This is a genomic window from Citrobacter braakii (assembly GCF_002075345.1).
Classification (GTDB): Bacteria; Pseudomonadota; Gammaproteobacteria; order Enterobacterales; family Enterobacteriaceae; genus Citrobacter; species Citrobacter braakii.
Map to the genome: position 1 here is coordinate 239,281 of NZ_NAEW01000001.1, position 16,723 is coordinate 256,003.

General features: G+C 51.7%; 28 protein-coding genes and 1 pseudogene. 6 read left to right on the plus strand and 23 right to left on the minus strand.

From position 1 onward, the window contains the following. Nucleotides 1-7: 7 nt before the first annotated feature. The 9 genes from BZK42_RS01285 to BZK42_RS01325 form a co-directional block, all read right to left on the minus strand. Nucleotides 8-589, minus strand: a complete 582-nt coding sequence (locus tag BZK42_RS01285; RefSeq protein ID WP_080858615.1) for a DUF3486 family protein — start codon at nucleotides 587-589, stop codon at nucleotides 8-10. Between the two features lie 3 nt (nucleotides 590-592). Further along, nucleotides 593-880: a VpaChn25_0724 family phage protein gene (locus BZK42_RS01290; protein ID WP_080067308.1), complete on the minus strand. Its 288-nt coding sequence runs from the start codon at nucleotides 878-880 to the stop codon at nucleotides 593-595. Then, complete coding sequence (locus BZK42_RS01295; RefSeq protein ID WP_080858616.1) at nucleotides 877-1,185, minus strand: DUF2730 family protein; 309 nt, start codon at nucleotides 1,183-1,185, stop codon at nucleotides 877-879. The genes BZK42_RS01290 and BZK42_RS01295 overlap by 4 nt, the downstream gene beginning before the upstream one ends. After that, nucleotides 1,166-1,393, minus strand: coding sequence for a TraR/DksA C4-type zinc finger protein (locus BZK42_RS28120; protein ID WP_249025120.1), 228 nt, complete (start codon nucleotides 1,391-1,393; stop codon nucleotides 1,166-1,168). Before BZK42_RS28120 ends, BZK42_RS01295 begins: the two co-directional genes overlap by 20 nt. 16 nt (nucleotides 1,394-1,409) lie before the next feature. Continuing rightward, nucleotides 1,410-1,646, minus strand: coding sequence for an Rz1-like lysis system protein LysC (lysC, locus tag BZK42_RS01305; protein WP_249025121.1), 237 nt, complete (start codon nucleotides 1,644-1,646; stop codon nucleotides 1,410-1,412). Beyond that, nucleotides 1,606-1,986, minus strand: a complete 381-nt coding sequence (locus BZK42_RS01310; protein WP_080858619.1) for a DUF2570 family protein — start codon at nucleotides 1,984-1,986, stop codon at nucleotides 1,606-1,608. Before BZK42_RS01310 ends, lysC begins: the two co-directional genes overlap by 41 nt. Nucleotides 1,987-2,050: 64 nt before the next feature. Further along, nucleotides 2,051-2,551 (minus strand): lysozyme, encoded by a 501-nt coding sequence (locus tag BZK42_RS01315; protein ID WP_080858620.1) that lies wholly within the window; start codon nucleotides 2,549-2,551, stop codon nucleotides 2,051-2,053. A 99-nt stretch (nucleotides 2,552-2,650) separates the two neighbouring features. Next, on the minus strand, nucleotides 2,651-3,088 hold the full coding sequence (locus BZK42_RS01320) for a Mor transcription activator family protein (RefSeq protein ID WP_080858621.1): 438 nt from the start codon (nucleotides 3,086-3,088) through the stop codon (nucleotides 2,651-2,653). Between the two features lie 74 nt (nucleotides 3,089-3,162). Next, nucleotides 3,163-3,681 carry a gp16 family protein gene (locus tag BZK42_RS01325; protein WP_080858622.1) on the minus strand — a complete coding sequence of 173 codons (519 nt, stop codon included), beginning with the start codon at nucleotides 3,679-3,681 and terminating at the stop codon, nucleotides 3,163-3,165. Between the two features lie 71 nt (nucleotides 3,682-3,752). Between BZK42_RS01325 and BZK42_RS01330 the strand changes: the two genes are divergently transcribed. Beyond that, a complete protein-coding gene (locus tag BZK42_RS01330; protein WP_080858623.1) occupies nucleotides 3,753-4,163 on the plus strand; it encodes a DUF2513 domain-containing protein in 411 nt (136 codons plus the stop codon). On the opposite strand, the gene BZK42_RS01335 is transcribed toward BZK42_RS01330, so the two are convergent. From BZK42_RS01335 to BZK42_RS01400, 14 genes are all read right to left on the minus strand, one after another. After that, the gene (locus BZK42_RS01335; RefSeq protein ID WP_080858624.1) at nucleotides 4,125-4,439 is read right to left on the minus strand and encodes a hypothetical protein; all 315 of its coding nucleotides are present in this window, start codon (nucleotides 4,437-4,439) and stop codon (nucleotides 4,125-4,127) included. The two genes, BZK42_RS01330 and BZK42_RS01335, sit on opposite strands and share 39 nt — an antisense overlap. Nucleotide 4,440: 1 nt before the next feature. Further along, on the minus strand, nucleotides 4,441-5,076 hold the full coding sequence (locus BZK42_RS29020) for a hypothetical protein (protein WP_211280437.1): 636 nt from the start codon (nucleotides 5,074-5,076) through the stop codon (nucleotides 4,441-4,443). A 3-nt stretch (nucleotides 5,077-5,079) separates the two neighbouring features. Further along, the gene (locus BZK42_RS01345) at nucleotides 5,080-5,406 is read right to left on the minus strand and encodes a hypothetical protein (RefSeq protein WP_080858625.1); all 327 of its coding nucleotides are present in this window, start codon (nucleotides 5,404-5,406) and stop codon (nucleotides 5,080-5,082) included. Beyond that, the gene (locus BZK42_RS01350; protein WP_080858626.1) at nucleotides 5,403-5,924 is read right to left on the minus strand and encodes a hypothetical protein; all 522 of its coding nucleotides are present in this window, start codon (nucleotides 5,922-5,924) and stop codon (nucleotides 5,403-5,405) included. The genes BZK42_RS01345 and BZK42_RS01350 overlap by 4 nt, the downstream gene beginning before the upstream one ends. Beyond that, on the minus strand, nucleotides 5,924-6,457 hold the full coding sequence (locus BZK42_RS01355) for a hypothetical protein (RefSeq protein ID WP_080858627.1): 534 nt from the start codon (nucleotides 6,455-6,457) through the stop codon (nucleotides 5,924-5,926). Before BZK42_RS01355 ends, BZK42_RS01350 begins: the two co-directional genes overlap by 1 nt. Nucleotides 6,458-6,460: 3 nt before the next feature. Beyond that, nucleotides 6,461-7,039, minus strand: a complete 579-nt coding sequence (locus tag BZK42_RS01360) for a DUF5420 family protein (RefSeq protein WP_080858628.1) — start codon at nucleotides 7,037-7,039, stop codon at nucleotides 6,461-6,463. A gap of 83 nt (nucleotides 7,040-7,122) precedes the next feature. After that, nucleotides 7,123-7,761 carry a DUF3164 family protein gene (locus BZK42_RS01365; protein WP_080858629.1) on the minus strand — a complete coding sequence of 213 codons (639 nt, stop codon included), beginning with the start codon at nucleotides 7,759-7,761 and terminating at the stop codon, nucleotides 7,123-7,125. Nucleotides 7,762-7,769: 8 nt separating this feature from the next. Then, nucleotides 7,770-8,063, minus strand: coding sequence for a hypothetical protein (locus tag BZK42_RS01370; RefSeq protein ID WP_080858630.1), 294 nt, complete (start codon nucleotides 8,061-8,063; stop codon nucleotides 7,770-7,772). Next, on the minus strand, nucleotides 8,060-8,332 hold the full coding sequence (locus tag BZK42_RS01375; protein ID WP_080858631.1) for a host nuclease inhibitor protein: 273 nt from the start codon (nucleotides 8,330-8,332) through the stop codon (nucleotides 8,060-8,062). The genes BZK42_RS01370 and BZK42_RS01375 overlap by 4 nt, the downstream gene beginning before the upstream one ends. Next, nucleotides 8,329-8,559 (minus strand): hypothetical protein, encoded by a 231-nt coding sequence (locus BZK42_RS01380; protein WP_080858632.1) that lies wholly within the window; start codon nucleotides 8,557-8,559, stop codon nucleotides 8,329-8,331. Before BZK42_RS01380 ends, BZK42_RS01375 begins: the two co-directional genes overlap by 4 nt. A gap of 5 nt (nucleotides 8,560-8,564) precedes the next feature. Continuing rightward, nucleotides 8,565-8,807: a hypothetical protein gene (locus tag BZK42_RS01385; protein ID WP_080858633.1), complete on the minus strand. Its 243-nt coding sequence runs from the start codon at nucleotides 8,805-8,807 to the stop codon at nucleotides 8,565-8,567. A gap of 2 nt (nucleotides 8,808-8,809) precedes the next feature. Beyond that, entirely contained in the window at nucleotides 8,810-9,733 is a 924-nt protein-coding gene (locus BZK42_RS01390; protein ID WP_080858634.1) for an AAA family ATPase, read from the minus strand. A gap of 71 nt (nucleotides 9,734-9,804) precedes the next feature. Then, nucleotides 9,805-11,805 (minus strand): transposase domain-containing protein, encoded by a 2,001-nt coding sequence (locus tag BZK42_RS01395; protein WP_249025122.1) that lies wholly within the window; start codon nucleotides 11,803-11,805, stop codon nucleotides 9,805-9,807. Next, nucleotides 11,802-12,092: a helix-turn-helix domain-containing protein gene (locus tag BZK42_RS01400; RefSeq protein WP_232751739.1), complete on the minus strand. Its 291-nt coding sequence runs from the start codon at nucleotides 12,090-12,092 to the stop codon at nucleotides 11,802-11,804. The genes BZK42_RS01395 and BZK42_RS01400 overlap by 4 nt, the downstream gene beginning before the upstream one ends. Nucleotides 12,093-12,189: 97 nt before the next feature. Between BZK42_RS01400 and BZK42_RS01405 the strand changes: the two genes are divergently transcribed. From BZK42_RS01405 to murJ, 5 genes and pseudogenes are all read left to right on the plus strand, one after another. Next, nucleotides 12,190-12,786, plus strand: coding sequence for a helix-turn-helix domain-containing protein (locus tag BZK42_RS01405; RefSeq protein WP_158083346.1), 597 nt, complete (start codon nucleotides 12,190-12,192; stop codon nucleotides 12,784-12,786). Nucleotides 12,787-13,090: 304 nt separating this feature from the next. Further along, a pseudogene (locus tag BZK42_RS01410) lies at nucleotides 13,091-13,348 on the plus strand (GNAT family N-acetyltransferase); the annotation flags it as partial. A gap of 34 nt (nucleotides 13,349-13,382) precedes the next feature. Beyond that, a complete protein-coding gene (locus BZK42_RS01415; protein ID WP_049040969.1) occupies nucleotides 13,383-14,030 on the plus strand; it encodes a YceH family protein in 648 nt (215 codons plus the stop codon). Between the two features lies 1 nt (nucleotide 14,031). Beyond that, nucleotides 14,032-14,955, plus strand: a complete 924-nt coding sequence (locus BZK42_RS01420) for a Gfo/Idh/MocA family protein (RefSeq protein WP_075847099.1) — start codon at nucleotides 14,032-14,034, stop codon at nucleotides 14,953-14,955. Nucleotides 14,956-15,178: 223 nt separating this feature from the next. Further along, entirely contained in the window at nucleotides 15,179-16,714 is a 1,536-nt protein-coding gene (gene murJ / locus BZK42_RS01425; RefSeq protein WP_016152622.1) for a murein biosynthesis integral membrane protein MurJ, read from the plus strand. Nucleotides 16,715-16,723: the final 9 nt, after the last annotated feature.

Genomic DNA, 16,723 nt, shown 5'->3' on the forward strand with positions numbered 1-16,723 from the left:
AGCCACCTCACGCCTTACCCAGCAGAATTCCCGTAATCTGAGCTTCCAGTTTTTCACTCATCCCATCCACACCGTGCAATTCCTCAGTGACGGCTTTCGCCATCTCTTCAGCAAAGGCAGCCCGGATCTCTTTTTCACGCTTCATGCTGCGCTCGGCGGCACTCTCCAGGCGCTGAACTGCCAGCATGATATTTTTAAGCAGGCCAATATCGATCTCGCCGTCATCTTCCAGGTCACGGCGGGCGGCGCGGAGTTTGCGAAACAGCATGGAACGGGTCATTTCAAGAATGAGCGTGGTGGTGTCGCCAGTGGGTTTGTCGCCGAGTTCCGCCACCATCGCTTTTGTCTGCTCACGCAGATCGCGAAGGTCGCGCGCCACTTCTTCGTTTTCTGATGCCAGACGCCACACAGCCCCACGACTGAGTTTCATTTCATCAGGAAGTCCGGCCTCTTCGATAAGGCGGTTAATCTCCTCCCGAACCTGTACCTGCGTGAAACGCTTCTCGCGAAGCATCTCAAGCAGGGGTTTACGGATACTGTCAGGCAGAAGATCGGCTTTTTTCACACGGCCACGGGTCGGCTTATCCATGATCTAATCCCTCGCACGCGGCTTTTTCACACCCGGCGCAGTGCTGCGCCCCTCGGCCACGTCCTGGCCCCGTCCGGTCAGTTCGGCGATGTAATAGCCGTTCAGGGTACGCAGACGAACCAGCCCCTGCTCGGCAAGCCAGGCCATATGGGTATGTACGGTGTCGCGTGACACTTTGTGTCCGTAATCATCCAGGCAGTCCTGCAGGACGGATTCGCCGAGTTCGCCGTTGTAGTCGGCAAGCGATCGCAGAATGACCAGACGCTGGTCTTCGGTAATAAAATTGCTCATTGCGGATTCTTCCTTACAGCCTGTTCCAGCAATAATTCATTCTGGTGAGAGACGGACTTCAGTGTGGCGCTGGTCGCTTTCAGGTCACCCCGCAGCGTCGCTATCTCCACATTGAGCCGGTTCACTTCGTCCTGTGTTGGCAAGTTCGCAATGCGGGTTTCCACCCGCTCCACGCGGTCATGCAGCTTGTCAAATGCCTCGCGCGGCACAAAGGTTTTGCGCATCAGTGCCATGAAAATACCGCCTGCCGTCGCGGTGGCCGAGAGTATCGGCACCGCATAGTCTTTAACGATGCTGATCCACACCGTAAGCCTCCCGTAACGCCTGACAGTCCACACAACACACGGCGTCAGGCTGTACCGCCAGACGCTCAGCCGGAATGAGAATGTCGCAGTCTTCACAGTACCGAACGGCCGACACTGGCGTATTTTGATGCGCATGCCGCATATGTTCAGCCAGACAGCGCTCGTTAAACTGCGCCGCCAGCTCCTGGGCGCGATCTAATTCATCCACATCACTTTCCTTTCGCTCACTTTCGGACCGGAAGAACAGACGCTCCGGCCACATCAGTAAATTCATGTTGTCGTTGCTCCTCGGCGCGGCGGATGTTCGCTTTATCGACGTTGCAGTTTTTCACCACCGCCAGCAGTTGCAGGTTGTAGTCCACCGAAGCACCGAAGGTAAAAGGCTCCGGCAGCGGCGGCACAACACAGTCAGCCGTCCATTCAGCGGGAAGCGGAACCGGCGGCACCTGTACGTATTTCACTGACGGCGGCGCGCACGCGGTCAGCAGCAGCGGCAGGCACAGCAACACGGGCCGCAGGCTCTGCGGCAAGCGCCGGACGAATCTCCTCCCTGACCGTTTCGCTGTGCTGCGTATTACGTTGTTTTTCATCTGTGGCCGCCTTACCGAGCGTGTTAAAAAACTGCATGGTGTTCTGCTGATTACTCAGAATGAGCCGGGCCTCGTCGCGTTGTTGCGTGAGAGTGGCGTTATCTGCCTGTAGCTGCTTTACCTGCTGACGTTCAGCCCACACCCCGACAACAAGACAAATCACCGCAACCACTACCGCCACAAGCGGCAATTCATCTTTCAGGCCAGCCATAACACACCCCGCAACAGCAGAACGACACACAGCACCGACACCATCACAGGCCGCCAGTAATGAACTAAGACTGCGGTAAGTCGTAACGGCATAACCACTCATCCGCAGAACGCCGCGCCTCCAGTCCCGGCAGCTTCTGACCTTTGGAATAGATCCACCGGATGTACTGGCCGCAGGAAGCCGGCATCTTTCCTTCATTAATCAGACGTAGCAGCGTGGAGTTACGGAAGTTGGTTTCGCCCGCCCAGAACACCCAGGAAGCCAGCGCCACGGTCTGCCCCTGCGTGAGCGGCACTTTGACGTAACGCTGAACGGCGGCGAACGCCCAGCTCATATCCTGTTTCAGCAACGCAAGGCATTCGGCATCGGTTTTCACCATGCCGGGTTTGACGTCCGGCCCGGTATGCCCGTAACAGATGGTTGGCGTGCCGGTTGGATCGATGTAGGTCGCATTCGATTTACCCTCCCAGTACGCGGTGTACGAGGTGGCAATGCCAACCGTGCCGGCACCGGCCAGCACAAGGGCAATCAGTTTTTTACGTAACGCAGGGGGGAGTTTCGGCACGGGTCACTCCATCAGCAATAAACCTGTACCGAGAGTAACAATGAAGGAAGAGGGTTAAGGATTGCGGTAACTTAGAAAAGAAAAACCGGCATACGCCGGTCAGTGGTGGTTAGCATCAAACATATCGGGCTGAACACGCCGGCGGTAGCGTTTTTGCTGTTCGCGAATAATGGCGTAAATCTGGGTCTCAGACATATGATACTCGCGGCGTAGCTTCTCAATACGCTCTCTTTTCGACCAGCGGGAGTAAATCTCATGATTACGCAGTTCGGCAAAGAGAGATTCCCCCATCGGCAGGTAATAAGCCCGGCCACCCATATAACCCGCCTGCGCAGCGATAGTTTTACGGGCAAGGCGGTCAGCCTCCGCCGGTTCAAGCCCCTGACGACGCAACTCAGCGCTGACAACCTCAACAAGCGCAAACAGCATCTTAGGCCAGCTTTTTTTGAGTTCATCTTCCGGAATGTGATCAAGATGGTCAATCAGCGCATTTAAGCGCTCATCGCCTTCAAACATCCCCATCTGTACCTCAGCCATAACGCACCTCAAGCAAGCCTAAACTGTGATGCCTTAATATAAAGGAAAAATCCCGCGCTGTGGCGGGATTTGGGTTAACGGCGGGCGGCGATGTGTGATTTGAAGCGCTGGCAGGTCTGGTCATAGCTGATTTTTTCGCGCTCCGACAGACCAAGAACGCGGAGCATTTCGCGCCGGTGCCAGCATTTGAGACGCTCCAGCATATCAGACGCCAGCGCCAGTTCTCTCTCCAGCCACTGATAGTTTGCCACACCTTCGCCGCCGTTCTGCGGGGCTGACTGTTTTCTGACCCAGCCATTAAGCGCCGCTTCGCTGTCACTGGAAAGAAAACCCTGAGCATACATAAGACGCCAGATAGCGCGGATTTTAGCGGTCACCGTAGCGGGTTTTAAAGCCCTGTTTTGCGGCTTTGAACGTACTTTGAAACCGCGTTTTTTGAACGTCGCCAGCACTTTCGACAACTCCGTTTGCGTCATATCGCGGCAACTGGTTTTACCGACGGCAGCACGCAGGGCGTCGCGGTAAGTGTCAGCGTCCAGCCGTAGATCTTTTTTGGCTACGTGTATTAGCGTGATAAGGGATGCGCGATCCATGATCGTACCTCCAAAAAAAAGAGGCAGTGTGGCAGCACCGCCATGTTATTAACAACAAACGAGAGCAAATAATGAAAATTAACTATGATGAATTTGCAAAAATTCTTGACACCTTCCTCGAATCACCAAGCGCTTTTATTACCCTGAAAGAACTTAATTTCTTTGAGGTGAAAGGCGCGGAAGAAGAATCTCTCCATTTCCACCTACTGTTACTTATAGAGAATGGACTTATCTGTAACAGAAACCTGGAAACGGGTGATCCCAGACTACTTGGTTTTGTGTTTACCTCCAGGGGGATTGGTGGAAGAGCCGTTCCAATCATGCTTACCCAGGCAGGTCACGATTTTGCAAACGCACTTCATCAGAAACCCATCCTTGAGAGACTTAAAAAGGAGTTTGCAGAAGCCCCGTTTGAACTGGTTAAAGATGTCAGTAAGAGCCTGTTAACCAAACTCATTAAAGACCGGCTCGACCTTGAGTAAGCGAAAACTAAGCTCACGAAGTATCTGCAGGGCGGCAACTGCCGCCTGTTTATCCTCACCTGTAGCTATCCTTCTGAGTTCCCGTATAATCCATGACAGGCTGAGCGCCTCAGCCATCTGAATTTTCAAATCACTAACGAGCAACTTTTCAATATCATTCTCAACTGGCTTTTCATCATCCAGATAAGCAACCAGTCTGTCGGCACATTCTTTAGGCATACCGCCCGCCATGAGTACAGCGCGATAATCCTGAGCGGGTTTAATTTCAGCATTCATTTTATTCACCTTTATCACTTTTACAGCAATCCAGAATGCGCTCAATCTCGCGAATATTACGCTTGAGCAATCCTTCTGGTTCACCAACATATGATCCGTTGTAAGACATACAGGACGTCCAGCGGTACATTTCGTTATTGAGTCGTGCCACGGCCTCAAATGAATGGCGTAAATCCTCAGGCACTACCGGCGCTGCCGCAGGCAGCTCTTTACTAACCAGACGCGTTATTTCTGATTCCAGGAGTGAACCTAAAACTGTGCTCGTACAATGCTCGGCCCATTCGTTGTTTTCCAGCAGGCCGATGATATTGAGCATATCCTTGTAAACGCCTGTCTCCTGCACTGGCGGGACGGTGTATAGCTTAATGACGCGACGCGGGTCTGCGTTCGGCGTTATGGGATTAACAGTAAACAGGTAGCCTGAGCCGTCTTTCTCTACATCCTTTAATTCCTGCTCATCTGTCCACGCCACAGGCTCAGCGGTAAGCGCTGCCAGCGCGATACGCGCCAGCTCTACGGTTGCTGGTGTTTTGTAATCCTCTCCAAATTTCCCCTTCGCCCATGATGAATGTGCGATGTGATTTTGCGCGTGCTCAATTAACTGCTCTTTGGTGAAATCTCTGATAATAGTGGTCATGAGTTAGTCTTCCTCCGATAATTCCGGCAAGGCAGCAATCCATGCCCAGTGCGTTACCTGACCGTCTTCATCCTCAATACAGGCTCCGGTCTCTTCATCCACGAACAGACCCTCATAACCCATATGACCAATCCGCAGTTCCTGGCGATAGCCATACTGCACAACCAGCATTACAGCCTCCATATCCGGCGGAAAGCAGTCATTCAGCGAATGCCAGGGATGACCACGCAAATCACCAAAATAGACGCTAACCAGCTTTCCACCACAAACAGGCATACCCGCCGCACAGATAAGCGGCTCTTCGGAGTCAACAAATAATGTCGTTATCATGATGAAGCCTCCGCCTGCTTTTTAGCTGCATAAAACTCGTCAGACAGAATCTCAATCATGCGATCGTGAGAAGGTTTTATGCCCGCACTGACGTAAATCACATCGCCAGCACGGAACCACTCAAGCGGCCCAAATAGTGTTACACCAAAATCCAGCCCCAGCGCCGGTAACAGGGCATCAGTGCGGGCATACGTTGTCGGGCGATGGTCACGCCACAGTTCCGCCAGCGCCTTTGCCTGCTCCCGAAGGTGGGCGGGGATACGTGACCGTCTCGGCTCACAACTCCAGCCAGTGGTAGCCCGCTGTACCGTCCACAGTTCACGGGCAAACGGGCGCAGATTGTCAGGGAAACACATGCCGTGAAAACAACAGCCGGCTACATCAACCCTGAACAGCGCGCGACCACCACAGCCCAAAGCAGCTTCAAGTTCTTTGGCTTCAGCCCGTACTTTCTGACAGTCGAATTGATACTGATCCCACGCGGCCAGCGCAGCGGGATTTGAGGTTTTAAAGAACATCAGACCACCTCCATAGAGACAGAAAGGTGTTCAGGTTTCGGAGAACGATCAACCACCAGGTAGCGCAAAACATGGCTGGTGACATTCCAGCCCGTTCTGCCGTCAATAAACTTACCCAGGCGTATATCGATATATCCGAGGGTAAACCGGGGCGAGCCTTTATTCTGCATGGCTTCGTCCAGCTCCATCACCACGTAAACGGATTCGCAGGTCAGTACCCCCATCGCAAAGTCATTAACCAGCGCCGGAATGACATGTCCTTCAATCCAGGGAACTGATTTACGGAACGCACACCATTTCACAGGTACATCACTGATATGCGCATATCGCTTACAGGGCTTCGCCGGGCGCGGTCTGGGAATGTCATAAAAGCCGTTACACTCCGTCAACACACCAGTCTCCAGCGCATCACGCAGAAAGTAGACCATCGACGAGGGCGGCATCTGCATTTTCTCCGCCAGAATGGCGCAGGTCAGCTTACCGTGAGCCTGCAAAAGCGCCTTAACGCCTTCCAGAACTTTTTGATCGATCATCGGTTATTCCTCCGTAATGGCGATAAATTCGGAGCGTTTAATTTCAATAAGTGCCGAACTCATATCAGCAGGCAGGGGCTGTTTTCCGTTCTCACCGACCGGGATACTGACTACAAGCGCTGTCTTCTCAGGGAAAAAACCGGCAGCAGACCAGGCGACAAAACTCTGTCCGTGGTTAACGTAGCTTACGTCCGCATAGCAGCCCAGCGTTTTCACAGCCCAGGCGTCAAACGGCGGTAACTCCTGTAATTTCTTGTTTATCTCTTTCAGGCGGGTCGCAAGCTGCTTTCCTTCGCTGTAGCGGCGATTTGGTTCAACCTTAAACAGATCCTGACCGTCATCATCAAAAAAGCCACTGCGGGTACGTTTGTTTCCGCCGCAGTCCACATCCTCGCGTACCAGGAGCGCACTGATGTACTCAGTACCAAAATGTTTATGTGACAAATGCCCGACCGCATTACACGCACTCAGAAAATCACGAATGGCCTCTCTGCGGGGTTTACCGATTTTTTCCTGATATTCCTTATGATATTTAACCGAGTCCGCTTCATTTAATTTAAAATAACGCCGTTGCATTGCCATGCAATACCTCTTTTCTTTTTTCAGGCGTAAGCAGTACCCTGACGCGAACGCCATAATTTAAAATTGATTCGGATTTAAATTAATTACAGTTTGGCGATATCCAGCGAAAGCTGTTTATATTCCTTACCGTTTTCACGCTGATAAAAGCGCAGATAGGTGCTGCTACCGTTAACCTTGATGGAGTCCACAACAGCCCGCATCGCTTCCTGCCACTCTTCATCATCGATATCCAGATCGCGAAGACTGAGCACTTCGTTAATATCAATCATTCCCTGTTTATTAGCCCGAAACGAGCGATTGACGATAGCAATAATGTTTTCATTGGCGCCGTTCGACCATTTGGCAATACAGGCATCAATCATCTCTTTAGCGGCCTGAATACGTTCATCAAACACACGGTGCTCACCCGTTGCCCGCACCACACGGCGGGAGCCGTCGAAGCTAGGGAGCGTGACATTACCCTTTGCGCCACCATACGTCACGCCGTACTCAGATGCCGACAGGTCAACAAAATCACCGATACGCTGCATGGCGCGCAGCTTAAACTCGGCCATTTTACGACGCAGCTCGCGCGCCTCTTCGTAAAGCTCATTAACCAGCTCATCACGTAACAAGTCGATGGGCTTGATTTTATCCACCGGCACCAGATGCCCCATTGCATTACTGCGATACCCGTCAGGGATTTTTTGAACCGTAACTGAATTATCTCTTTGAGCCTGCATAATTAACCTCAGTGAATATTGTCAGATGTTTCTGTAATTTCTTCGCTACGCGTATTCATTTCAAAACCGAACTTTCCAGCACTGGTTTTCACCTCATCAGTCAGAAAACGAATAATACCGGGTGAGTTACGTTTAAGAATAAGCGCGTAAGCGTGCTGAGGACCGAGTTGACACTCCTTATTCAGCCCCTTACTTTCCACGCTGGCCGTCACCATATCGAGAACTTCTACCCCCCCCTGAACCTCTTTTCTTTCACGGTTTACCAGTTCGAACGTGAAAATAACCTGTACTTTGTTGCTCATTTAAATTTCCTTTTATTGGGATGTGTTAATCGCTCACGAACCACGCGAGAGAACCTAATCAGCGCCTCGCGTGCTTCATCCTGACTGGCTGCTTCGGGAATACCCGGAACAAGCAGATCGCCGCTATATGCATGACGGGCCATTACTGTAACCTCATCACGCACTTGCTTTTCATTGCCAGTTACGATCGGAAGTGCGCCTTCCGGCAGGGTATTGCCAAACTCAATCAACCCCGACGCCCAGCAGTACGCTGTGATAGTGGATTTCATGCGCCATCCTCCCAGTACACCGTACAGCCGCCCACGCGGGCAGCATGAACGAGGCGACGCACACCTTTATTGCAGACGGTGATCTCAATCTCACCAGGCATCTGACATTTCGGCGGAGTGGTGCGCAGCGCGTAACGCTGCGGATAGCGCTTACTACGTTCCAGAACGGCACCAGACAGCTCCGTCAGTTGACGGGCGGCATTGAGTGAATCAAACAGATTAGCCATAAGCGTTACCTCCACAGTTTATTTTTACCAGTAAGACTGACCGAGCCAATAACCCGGCTGATGTGTTCGAGCGTATCGAGAGCGCCCTCTCTGTCCAGACCAACAGGTATGGTCTGAATAGTCTTATCCGTAAAGGTAATAATTAAATCACCGCGCTCTTCGTTATCTGATACCTGAATATATTTAACGGCATCGAAATTAATAAGGTAATTTCTGCCGTAAATATCGGGAAGATTAAATGCTGTCATAATTACACCTGCGAAAGTAATTCAGGGTTGGAATAAACCTCTTTGAAAGCGGTTTTAATGTGCTTTTCAGTCAGTCGGGAACCTTCACCATTGGCCGCTATCCATGCCTGGTTTAATGTATGCGTCAGAACACGCAATGCGCCGGGCTTTTCGGCGATAGCCTGCATCACCGCAAGTTCGTTTTCGCCCGTAATTCCCCAGGCATTAGCAATAGCTTTAACGTCTGCTATTTTGGCTTTTTTAAGTTGCTTGGCACGGGCAATACGACTAAACAGACGAGCCAGATCGCCGTAGCGGGAGGCGCGGGAAAGCCCCTGCGGGTTGCCAATCAGCACCATACCGACACCGCTCGCGTCCTGAATGGCTCGCAGTTGCTCCAGACCTTCAACACCTAAGTGATCGGCTTCATCGACAATCAACAGCCCCTGAACACCGGTCAGCTTGCGACGAATGGCACGGGACAGATCACCTTTATTTTTGCTGACATCTTTCAGTCCAAGCGCATCAGCCAGTTCCAGCAGGCACTCGGTCACGCTGGAGTGCGCAGGCGACAGGGTGATCATCCATGTATTGGGGTTAGAACAGTAATCCCGCGCAGTAACAGTCTTGCCAACACCAGGCGCACCCACAATCACGTTAATACAACCCATCACGCGAACCGACTGGAACAGGTCACGCAGTTCTTTAACCGTCTGCGTCTCCACAAACTGAGGGCGCTCCGGCAGGGTGTTACGGCGCTGCCAGTTTCCATACCAGGCAATCAGCGATTCCGATACAGAAGCATTATCCCCTTTGTATTTCCCCTTGCGGAAGGCAGAAATCGTTGCATCAGAAAGACCAGTTTCTTTAGCAACAACCATCTGAGTTAACTGGCCGCTGCTGATTAATGCATTAATGGTATTGATTACTTCGCTAATATCAGTCATATTTTCCTCGCCTGATAGTCAATTTGATTTTTCGCTAAATAACCTGAGTGTCCGCTCGGGTTATTTTTTATTTATTCCAGTGGATCTTTTTTCTGGCTGGCCGCAAGTAACTGCACGCCGCGCCGGAAGCTCGCCTGATACTGTTCGTCGTACTCCTCTTCAGTTTCCACCTGCTGAACGGTCACTGTATTGCCGACAGGGCGGTATATCCCGACAACTCGCGACTCTGGCGGCTCCGGCTCACTGAGACGGGGCATCAATTCGGACACCTCCAGCGCATCTTTCTTGATCGTGGCTTTGGTCAGGGCTTTCGTTGCTTTACGTAACTGTTTCTTGGCCTGGCTATGCTCTCGCGCAGCCTGAGTATCGCCAAATCCCACTTTTTCGATGCAGGTTGCAGCGCAAATAAAACGACCGTCGAGCGTATAGCAGTACACATCACCATGAAGATTCTGAGGATCGAACCGTACTACCACTTTTCGGGGTGAAATCCCCATTAACGCGGCGTTGTGATAACGGTTTTTCTGGTTCAGCAGTGAGCCGCCAGCGTGCAGGGTAAATTCACCGTTAAATTTGACCGTCACCGCCTCCGCAGGCAGCAGGAACATACGTAACTGCTCTTCCGTAGGCTTACGCACGATAGTGTTCGGGAAATCACGTTCGAACACCTGATCAAATGAATAACGCCCCTCGCACATTTCGGTATTACGACCCACGCGGGCATTAAACATCGCCACACCTTCGGCAATCGTCTGCAGGAATAACTCAGCATCAATGGCTCTTGAGCCATAGTTCTCCGGCTTCGCCAGTGGGTTAGGTCCGGTATACGCACCGGCCAGCGCCGGGTGTTTGTCGATATACTCTTCCATACCACCAACACCAAAAGCGCGTTCCACAGGCTTCGCCTGACCCCAGCCTTTACCGGCAACAACCGAAGTCCAGTGAATATTGCCACCGATTACCACAAATAATCCTTTAGGGTCATCCTCGCGCACTTTAAAGCGATAGCGATTTTTGGTCCCACCAGTCAGCCATTTATTGGCTGCGGCGCGGGTGTTATCGATCGTGATATGGAAATCTTTCGGTATGCCGTATTTTTTAATTACATCCATGAAGGAAAGCCGGATGGAATCCATATTTTCCGTCATATCACAACGCCAGCCGACAATGCGGCGGGTCTTCACATCCTGCCAAAACCATGTTTTAGGTCGCACGATCTCGCCGTTAAACCACTTCACAAACACGTTATGTTGATAGCCATCACCATTAATCCATTGCAGGGTTGCAAGACTGGCAACGGTGCGCTGTTGCGCCGGAAGTAAACGCATCAGGGCGTGTTCACCTTCCCGACAGGCGACAACCATTGCTTTATCCAGCTTATTAATGCGCCTTAATGCTGTTTTATAAGTTGGAATTCTCCAGCCGTGTTCTTTCGCAGTTATCTGTAGACGCTCGTAACACTTAAATAATGTTGGTGCTTCATTGCGTAAATAATCAGCCAGAAGAAAATCCCATGCCTCTTCGTCATAATCAGCTTTTTTCACTACTACCTGTTTGCCCGCGCGTTTATCCAGCATTACCGGAGCCCAGTCTTTACGATCGAATGCCTGAGCGCTGTAATACCGATCCCGCAGGGTGGTAGCGTTGATATTCAACTCACTAGCGACAGAATTAAACGCGGTTTGAACACTTATTTTTGCATCTATCAGTTCTGCGGCCAGCGTAACCGCATTAAGCCACTTTTTGGCTCTTTCACGCTGTGATTCAGAAGCTCGCTCCCAGCATTGCCATAACTGAACACGATCATATTCAGCGGCAGTTTGCGGCTGCGGGCGACTTAACTCAATAACGCCTCTGGAGGTCTCCACGCAACCACGAGAGAGCAGAAGTGCAGCCCGAACATCAACGGGAAGTATCGTTGCGTCGTATTCAATAGCCTTGGTTCCCTGACGCTTACGAAAAACATCACATTTACCGGATGCGAATTTTTCCAGTTGTCGCCGGACGTTTGATGCTGTTGTTGGCATACCCGCAACCCCCATACATTCCTGAGCAGTAACCCACATCGTCACCGCCCTCCGTTAGCCAGACCTTTTTTTTCCTGCATTCTCCGGCGCTTCTCCCACCTGCTGGGCCAGATTTGTTCTTTAGGGATGCCGATGGCCTCGGCAATTAAAATTTCTCCTTTAGGAAAACCGCGAACCAGGGCGGTTCTGATTGAATCCATCGGTGCACCGGCTGAGCGTTCGATGTCGCGCAGTGTGACCCCCATTTCTACCAGTCGGCCTTTAACCTTTTCGGCAGGCCAGTCTCTGAAAGAGAACTTTTCTGCTGTGCGTTCTTGGTTTTTCGCCATCATTCTGCGATCCTTAAATGTTTAGCGGTACTGTTAAACAGTGCTGTTTATCTGAACCGTGAAAACAATATACACAACAAAAGTTCGGACTTCAATGGTGATGAAAACTTTTATTCATAAATCTGTTTGCAGAAGGAATTTGGTTCAACCTACTGATATTAATCATGATAATTTCCAATGTGGTGATAAAATGAACAAAAGTGCAGATCAATCTTTTCTCTATGAAGAAAAAAATCTATTTGGGGAGCGCTTACGGTTAGCAATAGGTTCGGAATCCGTCCGAGAATTTGCTAAGAAGTGTGGGATATCCGATACAATGATCCACAAGTATCTAAAGGGTAAGGCGTCTCCATCGTTCTCGAAATTAGAGTTAATCGCTAAAGCTGCCGATAAACCTGTAGCATGGTTTACTGGTGATAGCGAAACCGCAGGTTTGCACAATGAAAATAAATGTTCGGATGTGGTTTGCAGGTTGTCAGATATAATTCAAAATTATATGACCCCAGAAGAACGGCTTAAAGCCGTTGAGGTTTTCAGGAAAGGAGGGTTGATGGCCTTAATGCCTGCAGTGGTTGAGGATGAGCCTCAAAAATCCGTAGAGAGTGTGCTCGGAGGTGGTTTATCTGGACGAGGCAATGCGGCGGAGACTGGAGAAGAACAAGCCCAAGTAACCCATAAGGGCAAAGTGGCGGGCTAGCTTACGAGCATAGCCCGCACTCCTGAGTTTGTAGGAGTCTTCGCTGGCAGTTTTAAGAGCTTTTGAAAGACGTTTGTTAGCAGGCTAATACTTTCAGTGGTGGGTTTTCAATTCGTTTTTTAAGTGTCCCAATCGTTCTTGGCGGCTGGTTTTTCGTAAGTTTATCAGTAATGACTTGCAGCAATTGCAATACGACCCTATCCAGAAAACCCCTTTGTTAATCATGGGGTAATCTCACTAGATCACACGTAATTCCACCAGATCCCACTAAAACCTACTTTCGTGAGTTCATTGTCCCGTCACATCCATTGCACAGAAGTGGCAGGGGCAGGGGCTTATGTATGAAGCCTTAACCTCGGCCATCCGCTATATGCAGCGCACGCAGCATATTCACCGCATTATGGCTAACTACATGCCACATAATAAACGCAGCGGTGACCTGCTGGCGCGACTGGGTTTTGAAAAAGAAGGGTATGCCAAAGATTACCTGCTGATTGACGGGCAGTGGCGCGATCACGTGCTGACGGCGTTGACCGCATCAGAATGGACCCCCGGCCGCTAAGTTTCAGATGCAGCCATGATTAATGGAGAAGACGATGAAATACGAATTAACCGCCACTGAAGCACGGGTGATTGGCTGTTTATTAGAAAAACAAGTGACTACACCTGAACAGTATCCGCTCTCCGTTAACGGAGTCGTAACCGCCTGCAATCAAAAAACGAATCGTGAACCCGTGATGAACCTGTCGGAATCCGACGTGCAGGATCAGCTTGATAACCTGGTGAAACGGCATTTCTTGCGTACGGTGAGTGGCTTTGGTAATCGCGTCACGAAATATGAGCAGCGTTTCTGCAACTCTGAGTTTGGTAATCTTAAGCTCAGCGCGGGGGAAGTCGCGCTCATTACCACGCTGTTGCTGCGCGGCGCTCAAACACCTGGTGAACTGCGTAGCCGCGCCTCCCGGATGTACGAATTCAGCGACATGGCCGAAGTAGAGTCGACACTGGAGAAACTGGCAACCCGGGAAGATGGTCCTTATGTCGTTCGCCTGGCGCGTGAGCCGGGCAAACGTGAAAGCCGTTATATGCACCTGTTTTGCGGTGACGTTGATGAAGCGATGACAACGGTAGATGAACTTCCGGCAGCTTCGGGCGATCTACAGGCGCGCGTTGAAGCGCTGGAAACAGACGTAGCGGAGCTTAAGCAGCGGCTTGATTCCTTGCTGGCGCACCTGGGAGACTGATGTGAATAAATTACGTATCGGCGTTGTCGGGCTCGGCGGGATTGCGCAAAAGGCCTGGCTGCCCGTGCTGGGTGCTAGTGCAGACTGGACACTGGAAGGGGCATTTTCACCTTCGCGGGAAAAAGCGCAGCGTATCTGTGATACCTGGCGGATACCCTACGTTGATTCACTGGTTAATCTGGCGCAAACCTGCGATGCGGTTTTCGTCCATTCCAGTACCGCAACGCACTATGCGGTGGTCAGCGAACTGCTGAATGCCGGGGTTCACGTGTGCGTGGATAAACCGCTGGCGGAAAACCTGCGCGAGGCTGAACAATTGGTGGAGCTGGCCGAGCGGAAAAAGCTGACGCTGATGGTGGGGTTTAACCGTCGATTTGCGCCGCTGTATCAGGATCTCAAATCCCAGTTGGGCAATGCGGCGTCCGTACGCATGGATAAGCACCGGACGGACAGCGTCGGGCCGCACGATCTGCGCTTCACTTTGCTGGACGACTATCTGCACGTAGTCGATACCGCATTGTGGCTGGCGGGAGAGAAAGCGCAGTTAAATAACGGTACGCTGTTAACCAATGACTCCGGCGCGATGCTCTATGCGGAGCACCATTTTTCTGCCGGGCAAATGCAGGTAACGACCAGTATGCATCGCCGCGCCGGTAGCCAGCGCGAGAGCGTGCAGGCGGTGACGGATGGTGGCCTGATTGACGTTACGGATATGCGGGAATGGCGGGAAGAGCGCGGGCAAGGAGTGGTGCACAAGCCGGTAGCAGGCTGGCAAACTACCCTGGAACAGCGTGGTTTTGCCGGATGCGCACGTCATTTCATTGTGTGCGTGCAAAATCAGACGGTTCCCCAGACGGCAGGTGAGCAGGCGCTCCTGGCCCAGCGCGTTGTCGAAAAGCTGTGGCGGGAGGCGATGGCTGAATAACCCCCTGTAACATCTGGCGGTAGTAATTCATTGTAATCCAGGTACTATATGCCAACTCAAAAATAACACCTCTTTTCAACCATAGGCTGGTTTGTCGGCCTGATAAGACGCTACGGCGTCGCCATCAGGCACAGCAAAAGTGCCGGATGGCGGCGATCATGCCTTATCCGACCTACGGGCAGGTTTGTCGGGGTTTTGCCTCAGAGTCTGGAATACAACATAGATGAATTTATTAAAGTCGCTGGCAGCCGTCAGCTCGATGACGATGTTTTCACGTGTGCTGGGTTTTGCGCGTGATGCGATTGTCGCCAGAATCTTTGGCGCAGGGATGGCGACTGATGCCTTTTTTGTGGCATTCAAACTTCCTAACCTGCTGCGCCGAATCTTTGCTGAGGGCGCTTTTTCGCAGGCGTTTGTGCCTATTCTTGCCGAATATAAAAGTAAGCAGGGTGAGGATGCGACCCGCGTCTTTGTCTCTTACGTTTCCGGGCTGTTGACTCTGGCGCTGGCCGTGGTGACGGTCGCCGGGATGCTGGCTGCCCCGTGGGTGATTTTAGTCACCGCGCCTGGGTTTGCCGACACAGCGGACAAATTTGCGCTGACCACTCAACTGCTACGGATCACCTTTCCGTATATTCTGCTGATCTCACTGGCTTCGCTGGTGGGTGCGATCCTGAATACCTGGAATCGCTTTTCCATTCCGGCGTTTGCGCCGACCTTTCTGAATATCAGCATGATCGGTTTCGCGCTGTTTGCTGCGCCTTATTTTCACCCTCCGGTGCTGGCGCTGGCGTGGGCCGTTACCGTTGGCGGCGTGCTGCAGCTGATTTACCAGCTTCCGCACCTGAAGAAAATTGGCATGCTGGTGCTGCCGCGCGTGAACTTCCGTGATGCGGGGGCGATGCGCGTCGTCAAGCAAATGGGCCCGGCGATCCTTGGGGTATCTGTCAGCCAGATTTCATTGATCATCAATACGATTTTCGCTTCGTTTCTGGCCTCTGGCTCAGTGTCATGGATGTATTATGCTGACCGTCTGATGGAGTTTCCGTCTGGCGTACTTGGCGTCGCGTTGGGGACTATCCTGCTGCCCTCGCTGTCCAAAAGTTTTTCCAGCGGTAATCATGATGAGTATTGCCGTCTGATGGACTGGGGCCTGCGTTTGTGTTTTCTGTTGGCATTACCGAGCGCCGTGGCGTTGGGGATTCTGGCCAAACCGCTGACGGTTTCTCTGTTCCAGTACGGTAAATTTACCGCCTTTGACGCAGCGATGACGCAGCGCGCGCTGGTGGCATACTCGGTAGGTTTGATTGGCTTGATCGTGGTGAAAGTGTTGGCCCCAGGTTTTTATTCGCGCCAGGATATTAAAACGCCAGTCAAGATTGCCATTGTCACGCTGATTATGACCCAGGTAATGAACCTGGCATTTATTGGGCCGCTGAAACATGCCGGGCTGTCGCTGTCGATTGGTCTGGCGGCGTGTCTGAACGCTTCACTGCTGTACTGGCAACTGCGGAAACAGAAAATTTTCACCCCACAACCGGGTTGGGCCTGGTTCCTGGCGCGACTGGTGATTTCTGTGCTGGTGATGTCGGCGGCGCTGGTTGGGATGCTCTACATCATGCCGGACTGGTCGCAGGGAACGATGTTATGGCGTCTGCTGCGTCTGATGGCCGTTGTGGTGGCCGGTATTGCTGCTTACTTCGCTGCGCTCGCGGTGCTGGGCTTTAAAGTGAAAGAGTTTGTGCGCCGGACGGCGTAACAGATTAAT

Excerpts from the sequence above, each read along its gene's own strand:
- BZK42_RS01285 (WP_080858615.1), bottom strand. The coding sequence starts at position 589 with ATGGATAAGCCGACCCGTGGCCGTGTGAAAAAAGCCGATCTTCTGCCT.
- BZK42_RS01290 (WP_080067308.1), bottom strand. The coding sequence starts at position 880 with ATGAGCAATTTTATTACCGAAGACCAGCGTCTGGTCATTCTGCGATCG.
- BZK42_RS01310 (WP_080858619.1), bottom strand. The coding sequence starts at position 1,986 with ATGGCTGGCCTGAAAGATGAATTGCCGCTTGTGGCGGTAGTGGTTGCG.
- BZK42_RS01320 (WP_080858621.1), bottom strand. The coding sequence starts at position 3,088 with ATGGCTGAGGTACAGATGGGGATGTTTGAAGGCGATGAGCGCTTAAAT.
- BZK42_RS01325 (WP_080858622.1), bottom strand. The coding sequence starts at position 3,681 with ATGGATCGCGCATCCCTTATCACGCTAATACACGTAGCCAAAAAAGAT.
- BZK42_RS01330 (WP_080858623.1), top strand. The coding sequence starts at position 3,753 with ATGAAAATTAACTATGATGAATTTGCAAAAATTCTTGACACCTTCCTC.
- BZK42_RS01335 (WP_080858624.1), bottom strand. The coding sequence starts at position 4,439 with ATGAATGCTGAAATTAAACCCGCTCAGGATTATCGCGCTGTACTCATG.
- BZK42_RS29020 (WP_211280437.1), bottom strand. The coding sequence starts at position 5,076 with ATGACCACTATTATCAGAGATTTCACCAAAGAGCAGTTAATTGAGCAC.
- BZK42_RS01345 (WP_080858625.1), bottom strand. The coding sequence starts at position 5,406 with ATGATAACGACATTATTTGTTGACTCCGAAGAGCCGCTTATCTGTGCG.
- BZK42_RS01350 (WP_080858626.1), bottom strand. The coding sequence starts at position 5,924 with ATGTTCTTTAAAACCTCAAATCCCGCTGCGCTGGCCGCGTGGGATCAG.
- BZK42_RS01355 (WP_080858627.1), bottom strand. The coding sequence starts at position 6,457 with ATGATCGATCAAAAAGTTCTGGAAGGCGTTAAGGCGCTTTTGCAGGCT.
- BZK42_RS01360 (WP_080858628.1), bottom strand. The coding sequence starts at position 7,039 with ATGGCAATGCAACGGCGTTATTTTAAATTAAATGAAGCGGACTCGGTT.
- BZK42_RS01365 (WP_080858629.1), bottom strand. The coding sequence starts at position 7,761 with ATGCAGGCTCAAAGAGATAATTCAGTTACGGTTCAAAAAATCCCTGAC.
- BZK42_RS01370 (WP_080858630.1), bottom strand. The coding sequence starts at position 8,063 with ATGAGCAACAAAGTACAGGTTATTTTCACGTTCGAACTGGTAAACCGT.
- BZK42_RS01375 (WP_080858631.1), bottom strand. The coding sequence starts at position 8,332 with ATGAAATCCACTATCACAGCGTACTGCTGGGCGTCGGGGTTGATTGAG.
- BZK42_RS01380 (WP_080858632.1), bottom strand. The coding sequence starts at position 8,559 with ATGGCTAATCTGTTTGATTCACTCAATGCCGCCCGTCAACTGACGGAG.
- BZK42_RS01385 (WP_080858633.1), bottom strand. The coding sequence starts at position 8,807 with ATGACAGCATTTAATCTTCCCGATATTTACGGCAGAAATTACCTTATT.
- BZK42_RS01390 (WP_080858634.1), bottom strand. The coding sequence starts at position 9,733 with ATGACTGATATTAGCGAAGTAATCAATACCATTAATGCATTAATCAGC.
- BZK42_RS01400 (WP_232751739.1), bottom strand. The coding sequence starts at position 12,092 with ATGATGGCGAAAAACCAAGAACGCACAGCAGAAAAGTTCTCTTTCAGA.
- BZK42_RS01405 (WP_158083346.1), top strand. The coding sequence starts at position 12,190 with ATGAAAACTTTTATTCATAAATCTGTTTGCAGAAGGAATTTGGTTCAA.
- BZK42_RS01415 (WP_049040969.1), top strand. The coding sequence starts at position 13,383 with ATGAAATACGAATTAACCGCCACTGAAGCACGGGTGATTGGCTGTTTA.
- murJ (WP_016152622.1), top strand. The coding sequence starts at position 15,179 with ATGAATTTATTAAAGTCGCTGGCAGCCGTCAGCTCGATGACGATGTTT.